Annotated in this window: 7 protein-coding genes and 1 pseudogene; 6 read left to right on the plus strand and 2 right to left on the minus strand. The window is 68.5% G+C overall.

From position 1 onward, the window contains the following. The 3 genes and pseudogenes from ACIQ3R_RS12720 to ACIQ3R_RS12730 form a co-directional block, all read left to right on the plus strand. Positions 1-76, plus strand: a pseudogene (locus tag ACIQ3R_RS12720) (hypothetical protein); the annotation flags it as partial. A gap of 143 nt (positions 77-219) precedes the next feature. Then, positions 220-1,749 (plus strand): acetyl-CoA acetyltransferase, encoded by a 1,530-nt coding sequence (locus tag ACIQ3R_RS12725; protein ID WP_397419047.1) that lies wholly within the window; start codon positions 220-222, stop codon positions 1,747-1,749. Between the two features lie 8 nt (positions 1,750-1,757). Next, the gene (locus ACIQ3R_RS12730) at positions 1,758-2,279 is read left to right on the plus strand and encodes a GNAT family N-acetyltransferase (RefSeq protein ID WP_397419049.1); all 522 of its coding nucleotides are present in this window, start codon (positions 1,758-1,760) and stop codon (positions 2,277-2,279) included. A gap of 7 nt (positions 2,280-2,286) precedes the next feature. Here ACIQ3R_RS12730 and ACIQ3R_RS12735 read toward each other — a convergent pair whose 3' ends face one another. Beyond that, positions 2,287-3,183: an MBL fold metallo-hydrolase gene (locus ACIQ3R_RS12735; RefSeq protein ID WP_397419051.1), complete on the minus strand. Its 897-nt coding sequence runs from the start codon at positions 3,181-3,183 to the stop codon at positions 2,287-2,289. Then, complete coding sequence (locus ACIQ3R_RS12740; protein ID WP_397419053.1) at positions 3,180-3,590, minus strand: TIGR01244 family sulfur transferase; 411 nt, start codon at positions 3,588-3,590, stop codon at positions 3,180-3,182. Before ACIQ3R_RS12740 ends, ACIQ3R_RS12735 begins: the two co-directional genes overlap by 4 nt. A 92-nt stretch (positions 3,591-3,682) precedes the next feature. On the opposite strand from ACIQ3R_RS12740, the gene ACIQ3R_RS12745 reads away from it, so the two are divergent. From ACIQ3R_RS12745 to ACIQ3R_RS12755, 3 genes are all read left to right on the plus strand, one after another. After that, on the plus strand, positions 3,683-5,305 hold the full coding sequence (locus ACIQ3R_RS12745) for a peptide ABC transporter substrate-binding protein (RefSeq protein ID WP_397419055.1): 1,623 nt from the start codon (positions 3,683-3,685) through the stop codon (positions 5,303-5,305). A gap of 90 nt (positions 5,306-5,395) precedes the next feature. Beyond that, on the plus strand, positions 5,396-6,319 hold the full coding sequence (gene oppB, locus ACIQ3R_RS12750; RefSeq protein WP_397419057.1) for an oligopeptide ABC transporter permease OppB: 924 nt from the start codon (positions 5,396-5,398) through the stop codon (positions 6,317-6,319). Further along, positions 6,316-7,203, plus strand: coding sequence for an ABC transporter permease (locus ACIQ3R_RS12755; RefSeq protein WP_397419059.1), 888 nt, complete (start codon positions 6,316-6,318; stop codon positions 7,201-7,203). The genes oppB and ACIQ3R_RS12755 overlap by 4 nt, the downstream gene beginning before the upstream one ends. Positions 7,204-7,338 lie beyond the last annotated feature (135 nt).

Genomic DNA, 7,338 nt, shown 5'->3' on the forward strand with positions numbered 1-7,338 from the left:
AGACATCCCGCTGGGCGCCACCGGCAAGATCGACAAGAAGCTGATCCGCGAGCGGATGAAGGACTATGTCCTGCCGACGGCGAGGATGGCCGAGAAGGCGTGAGGTGGCGGTGGGGTCGGCGCTCTCCGGCTTCCGGACCAGCCCATCGTTCCTGGACAGCGGCGGCACGGCCCGCCAAACGGGAGGCCAGAATGTGAGCCCCAGGACGGAGTTTGAGGTTGGACGATCGGACCCCCATCATCATCGGCGTTGGCGAGGCGTCGGAGCGGATTGAGGCTCCGGATTATGCCGCATTGTCGCCGGTGGAACTGGCGTCGCGCGCAGCGGCGGCGGCTGTGGCGGATGCGGGCGGGAAGGGTGTCGCCGCACGGATCCAGACGATGGCGGCGATCCGCCAGTTTGAGGTCTCAGGGCACGGCGCTGTGGCGCCGTTCGGCAAGTCGGACAACTTCCCGCGTTCGGTGGCCAAGCGTATCGGCGCGGACCCGGCGCGGGCGATCCTGGAGCCGGTGGGCGGACAGGGACCGCAGCATCTGGTCAATGAGTTCGCCCAGGCCATCGGGCGGGGCGAGATGCAGCTGGCGCTGATCTGCGGCTCGGAATCCATCTCGACGGTGCGCCACCTGGCCGGCAAGGGCGAGACCCGCGACTGGGCCGAAGCCGTGGGCGGTCAACTGGAGGACCGTGGCTTCGGCCCGCCGCTGTCGTCGTTGGACCTGCGCGCCCATGGTCTGCGCACCGCGATGGCGCACTATGCGCTCTTTGAAAACGCGCGCCGCGCGCAGAGGGGGCTCGATCGCACCGGCTACGCCTTAGAAATGGGCCGCCTCTTCGCGCCGTTCACCCAGGTCGCTTCGACCAATCCACACGCCATGAGCCAGGAGGTTTTCGACGCCGAGGCGCTGGCCACCGTCACGCCGCGCAATCGGCTGGTGGCCGACCCGTTCCCGCGCCGGATGGTGGCGCGCGACCAGGCCAACCAGGGGGCGGCCGTTCTGATCGCTTCGGTGGGCCAAGCCCGGGCGATGGGCGTGCCGCAGGACCGTTGGGTCTATCTGCGCGGCGGCGCCGACGTCATGGAGCGGATGCCGATGGAGCGCCAGGACATGGCCGCCTATCCCGCCGCCGTGATGGCCGCGCGCCAGGCGATGCAGGTCGCGGGCGTCGGGCTGGGGGATTTGGCGCTGTTCGATCTCTACAGCTGCTTTCCAATCGCTGTGACGTCGGTGCGCGACGGGTTGGGTATCGCGGCGGACGACGCCCGGCCGCTGACCCTCACCGGCGGGCTTCCGTTCTTCGGCGGAGCGGGGAACAACTACTCCATGCACGCCATCGCCAGCATGATCCGCGCCTTGCGCGAGGCTGAGGGCGCGGTCGGCCTGGTGGCGGCCAACGGCGGGTTCCTTTCGAAGTACTCCGTGGGAGTCTACTCGACCAAGCCGGCGACCTGGCGCGGGTTCGAAAGTGCGGCGCTCCAGGCCGAGGTGGACAACTGGGCCGCGCCGGCCCTGGCGCGCGAGGCGAGCGCCGGCGTAGTGGAGACCTACACCATCGACTACGGCCGCGAGGCGCCTTCCGGTGTGGTGGTGGCCCGCGACGCATCCGGCGCTCGGTTCCTGGCGATGACTGATCCGGCCGACGGGGCGCTGGTCCAGGCGATGATCACCGAGGAGCCGCTGGGCGCCGCCATCACGTGTCGGAATGAGCCGGACGGCCGGCGCATTCTGACCGGCTTCAAGCCCGCCTGAGGCTGCGCATGGGCCTGGAGTTGTGTCTCGCGACCAAGGTCGACCATCCGGCGATTATCGCCCTGACCAATCGCGCCTATCGGCAGGCGGAAGGCCAGGCCGCCTGGAAGGTCGAGACCATCGTCGGCGGCCAGCGGCTGGACGAGGGCCTGCTGGCCGAGGACCTGGCGCAGCCGGGCGCCAATCTGCTGATCGGGCGGGATGCCGTGGGCGCGCACCTGGGCCATGTGCGACTCGACGAGGGCGCGGACGGCGTCTGGTTCCTGGCCATGCTCACTGTGGCGCCGGATCGCCAGGACGGCGGCCTCGGCCGCGCCATCCTGGAGGCCGCTGAGACCTGGGTGCGGGCGCGGGGCGGCGCGGCGATCCGGATGACCGTCATCCGCCAGCGCGAAGAGTTGATCGCCTGGTACGGTCGTCGTGGCTATGCGCCGACCGGCGAGACCAAGTCCTTTCCCTATGGCGACAAACGCTTCGGCGAACCGACGCGGGACGATCTGGTGTTCGAGGTGCTGGAAAAGCGCCTCTAAGCGGCCTCTAGGCCCGCCGGTACACGCTCTCTGGCCCCGGCGCGCCGTCGGTCGCGAGGCGACCCTCGCGCGTCAGGTGGACCATGCCGGCCAGCATGGAGCGCGCGGCGGCGGGATGCAGGCGGGCGTCGACGTCGGCGTAGAGCCTGGGGACCAGTTCGCGGATGCGGGCCGGGCCGGCCTCGAGCGCGGTGAGGATCTGATCCAGCCGCTCGTGCCGATGGGCGGTATAGGCGTCGATGAAGGCGGTGACGTCGCGGATCGGCGGGCCGTGAGTGGGCCACAACGTCTCGAAGCCGCGCGTGCGGATGGCGTCCAGGCTGGCCAGATAGTCGGAGAGGTCGCCGTCGGGCGGGGTGATCACCGTGGTGGACCAGCCCATGATGTGGTCGCCGGTGAAGCAGGCGCGCTCCTCCGGGAAGGCGTAGCAGAGGTGGTTGGACGTGTGGCCGGGCGTCGGAATGGCTTCCAGCGTCCAACCGGGGCCGGTGATGGTTCCGCCGCCGCAGAGGCTGATGTCGGGCTGGAAGCCCAGATCATGGCCGGCCTCCATCTTCACCTCGCCGTGGTCGTCCTCGCGGGCCGAGGCGACCGCGCAGCCATAGATCGGCGCGCCGGTGCGGGCCTTCAGCGGCCCGGCCAGGGGCGAATGGTCGGAGTGATGATGAGTGATCACGATGTGGCTGACGGTTTCGCCCGGGATCGCCGCGAGGATCGCCTCCAGATGCGCCGGATCGTCGGGCCCCGGATCGATCACCGCCACCTCGCCGCGCCCGACGATGTAGGTGCCGGTGCCCTTGAAGGTGAAGGGGCCGGGGTTGTTGGCGGTGACCCGCCGGATCAGCGGCGAGGCCTGGTCGCAGCGGCCGTAGACGATGTCGATGTCGCGGACATAGGGGATCATGCGCCGAGCACTCCGGAAAGGTCATAGCCCGCCGCCCGTCCGAGCGCGACGAGATCGCCCCGGTCCATGGCGCCGGAGGTGGCCTGGCAGATCGACCAGGTGACGATCGAGCGGGTGCCCGAGCGGCAGAACGCCAGCACAGGTGTTTCCGCTTCCTGCAGCAGCAGTCGGGTCGCCTCGACCTGCTCCGGCGTCGGAGCCCCCCGCACGGGGATGTGGTAGAAAGGCAGTCCGGCATCGGCCGCCGCCGCAGCGATCTCGCGGGCCGTCGGCTGGCCGGGTTCTTCGCCGTCCGGGCGGTTGCTGATCAGGGTGCGAAAGCCCAGGCGCGCGGCCTCGGCCACATCGGCGACGGTGATCTGGGGCGCCACGGAAAGATCGTCGGTGACGCGTCGAAAGTCAGGCACTTGAGGCTCCGGGGCGGGGGCTGTGGGTTCGTTGACATCATCGGGCGCGGGTGGAACTTACGCAACGCCCCCCGCCGGCTTCCAGGTTTCTCATGCGCTTTCCCATCGGCCGACTCCTTCCGGCGCTTGTCCTGACGCTGGCGCTGGCCGGGGCCTGCGCGCCGCAGGGCAAGGGCCGCGCCGACTGTCCGGCGGGCAAGACCTGCTTCCACATCGGCAACGGCTCGGAGCCGATCTCGCTCGACCCGCACAAGGTCACGGGCACCTGGGAGCACCGGATCCTGATGGACAACATGGTGGGCCTGACCCGCGACGATGACCGGGGCCGCGCCATCCCCGGCATGGCCGAGCGGTGGGAGACCAGCCCTGATGGTCTGGTCTGGACCTTCTATCTGCGTGACGCGACCTGGTCCGACGGGACGCCGGTGACCGCCGACGACTTCGTGTTCTCGTTCCGCCGCATCCTGACGCCGAAGACGGCGTCGGAATACGCCTCGCTGCTCTACGTCCTGAAGGGCGCCCTGCCGATCAACAACGGCGACGCCGCGCCCGAGACGCTGGGCGTCCGGGCGCTCGGCCCCAAGGTGCTGGAGGTGACGCTGGAGCATCCCGCGCCCTACCTGCCGCAGCTGGCCAAGCACCAGACGATGATGCCGGTGCCCAAGCACCGCGTCGAACAGTTGGGCGACGCCTGGTCGAAGCCGGATGGCTACGTTTCCAACGGCCCCTATCGGATCACCGATTGGCGGCTGGGCGACTATGTGAAGGCGGTGAAGAACCCCCGCTACTTCGACGCCCGGAACGTCTGCCTCGACGAGATCTACTACTACCCGACCAACGACGCGATCAGCGCCGAGCGGCAGGTCAAACGCGGCGAACTCGACGCCAACACCGACATACAGTCCAACCGCATCGCGCGCCTGCGGGAGACCATGCCGGGCTATGTGCGCACCCACACCTATCTCGGCGTGGCCTATCTGGCGTTCAACAACAACGTGCCGGCGCTGAAGGATGCGCGAGTCCGCGCCGCGCTCTCCATGGCCATCGACCGGGAGTTCATCACCGGCAAGCTGATGCGCGGCGGCCAGAGCCCGGCCTACACCTTTGTGCCGCCCGGCGTGTCGAACGCCAGGCCCGCGACCCCGCCGGCCTGGGCGACGTGGCCGCTGGAGCGGCGACAGGCGGAGGCGAAGCGGCTGCTGGCCGCGGCGGGCTATGGCCCTGAGCGCCCCCTGAAGATCGAGATCAAGCATCGCAACTCGGCCGATCCCAGCCTGATCATGCCGGCCATCCAGGCCGACTGGCGGCTGGTCGGGGTTGATGCGCGGCTGGCGCAGAACGAGGTGCAGATCGCCTACGCGTCCTACCGGGTGCGGGACTTCGAGGTGGCCGACGCCGCCTGGATCGCCGACTACGATGACCCGATGAGCTTCCTCTATCTGATGAACTCCACGACCGGCGCTCAGAACTACGGCGACTACAAGAACCCGGCGTTCGACGCCCTGCTGAAGCGGGCCGACCAGGAGCCTGACGCGGCCGTGCGCGCGGGCATTCTCGCGGACGCTGAGACGACCATGCTGAAGGACGTGCCGGTCGCGCCGATCTTCTTCTATGTGAACAAGAATCTGGTCAGTCCGCAGATCACCGGCTGGGTCGACAACCTGCAGGACCACCATCCCTCCAAGTACCTCTGCAAGCGCAAGCCGGCGGCCTGACCCTTCGTTGACTCCCGCCGGTCGGGATGGAAGGTTCGGTCGACGAACCCCCGCCGCGCCCGGCCCGACCTGAAAGCCTGATCACACCTCATGTTCCGCTACATCGGCCGGCGTCTGCTTATCGCGATCCCGACCCTGTTCCTGGTGATCACCGCGGCGTTCTTCATGATGCGCGCCGCGCCCGGCAGCCCCTTCGACATGGATCGCAAGCTGTCGCCGGAGATCGAGGCCAACGTGCTGGCCGCCTACGGCATGGATAAGCCGCTGCACGAGCAGTACGTGAACTACCTCGTCGGCGTGGTGCAGGGCGATCTGGGGCCGTCGCTGAAGTACAAGGACAAGACGGTCCTCGACATCCTGAATGAGAACTACCCTGTGTCGCTGAAGCTAGGGCTGTCGGCCATCGCCATCGCGGCGGTCGTGGGCGTCAGTCTGGGGGTGATGGCGGCGCTTCGACAGAACGGACTGACCGACAATCTGGTGATGGCCGTGGCGATCCTGGGGGTCTGTATTCCCACCTTCGTCACGGCGCCCCTGCTGGTTCTGGGGATCGCTTCAACCCTCGGCTGGCTGCCGACCGCCGGGTGGAACGACGGCGCGATCGCCAACATGATCCTGCCCGTGACCGTGCTGGCCCTGCCGCAGATCGCCATCATCTCGCGACTGACCCGGGCGGGCATGATCGAGGTGCTGCACGCCAGCTATATCCGCACCGCCCGCGCCAAGGGCCTGCCAGAGCATCGCATCGTCGGCAAGCACGCCCTGCGCGCGGCGATCCTGCCGCTGGTGAGCTATCTGGGTCCGGCCTGCGCGGGCCTGATCACCGGATCTCTGGTGGTGGAGAAGATCTTCAACCTGCCGGGGCTGGGCAAGTTCTTCGTGATCAGCGCGCTCCAGCGGGACTACACGGTGGTGATGGGCATGGTGATCTTCTACGCCGCCCTGATCCTGATCCTGAACCTTGTCGCGGACCTGCTGTACGCCGCGCTGGATCCGCGGGTGAAACTGGCATGAGCCTCGCCGCCGACCTTTCAACCGCGCCCGCGCCGATCAAGGGCCGCAGCCTCTGGGACGACGCGCGCCGTCGCCTGTCGCGGAACAAGGCGGCCGTGGCCTCGATGTGGACGCTGGGTTTCCTGGTGGTCGCCGCGATCTTCGGACCGATGCTGGTTCCGTTCGGCTATGACGAGGTCAACAAGCAGGATGTCTGGATGGCGCCGCTGCAGGGCGGCCACATCCTGGGCTCCGACGCGCTGGGCCGAGACCTGCTCTCCCGCCTGCTGATGGGCCTCCGCGTCTCGCTGGCCATCGGGCTGGTGGCGACGCTGGTGTCGCTGGTGATCGGCGTCGCCTGGGGCGCCATCGCGGGCTATATGGGCGGCAAGCTCGATGAAGTGATGATGCGGATGGTGGATGTCCTCTACTCGCTGCCGTTCATCTTCTTCGTGATCCTGCTGATGGTCACCTTCGGCTCCAACATCATCCTGATCTTCGTGGCGATCGGGGCGGTGGAGTGGCTGACCATGGCGCGGATCGTGCGCGGCCAGACGCTGGCTCTTAAGAACAAGGAATTCATCGAGGCCGCGCGCGCCGCGGGCCTTGGCCAGGGCGCCATTGTCGCCCGCCACATCGTGCCCAACCTGCTGGGGCCGGTGGTGGTCTATGTGACGCTGACGATCCCGGCCGTGATCCTGGCCGAGAGCTTCCTGTCGTTCCTGGGCCTGGGCGTGCAGCCGCCGATGGCGTCGCTCGGCACGCTGATCTCCGGCGGGGCTCAGGACATGGAGCTGGCGCCCTGGCTGCTGATCTTCCCGTCGCTGGCGATGGTGGTGGCGCTGATGTGCTTCAACTTCATCGGCGACGGCCTGCGCGACGCGCTGGACCCGAAGGACCGGTAGGCGCCCTTACCTCCCCCGCTTCGCGGGGGAGGTAAGATCCTACTTGATCCGGTTGGCGCGGATGGCGCGTTGGCCGTCGACGTTGAGGAAGTAGCCGCCCATCGCGGTCTTGCGGATCTCGATGGTCGATCCGGC

Origin of the sequence: Phenylobacterium sp. (genome assembly GCF_044371015.1) — a bacterium.
In the GTDB taxonomy this organism is placed as follows: domain Bacteria; phylum Pseudomonadota; class Alphaproteobacteria; order Caulobacterales; family Caulobacteraceae; genus Phenylobacterium.

What these genes read in the sequence shown, in the direction of transcription:
- ACIQ3R_RS12730 (WP_397419049.1), top strand. Translation starts at nt 1,758, where the DNA reads ATGGGCCTGGAGTTGTGTCTCGCGACCAAGGTCGACCATCCGGCGATT.
- ACIQ3R_RS12735 (WP_397419051.1), bottom strand. Translation starts at nt 3,183, where the DNA reads ATGATCCCCTATGTCCGCGACATCGACATCGTCTACGGCCGCTGCGAC.
- ACIQ3R_RS12745 (WP_397419055.1), top strand. Translation starts at nt 3,683, where the DNA reads ATGCGCTTTCCCATCGGCCGACTCCTTCCGGCGCTTGTCCTGACGCTG.
- oppB (WP_397419057.1), top strand. Translation starts at nt 5,396, where the DNA reads ATGTTCCGCTACATCGGCCGGCGTCTGCTTATCGCGATCCCGACCCTG.
- ACIQ3R_RS12755 (WP_397419059.1), top strand. Translation starts at nt 6,316, where the DNA reads ATGAGCCTCGCCGCCGACCTTTCAACCGCGCCCGCGCCGATCAAGGGC.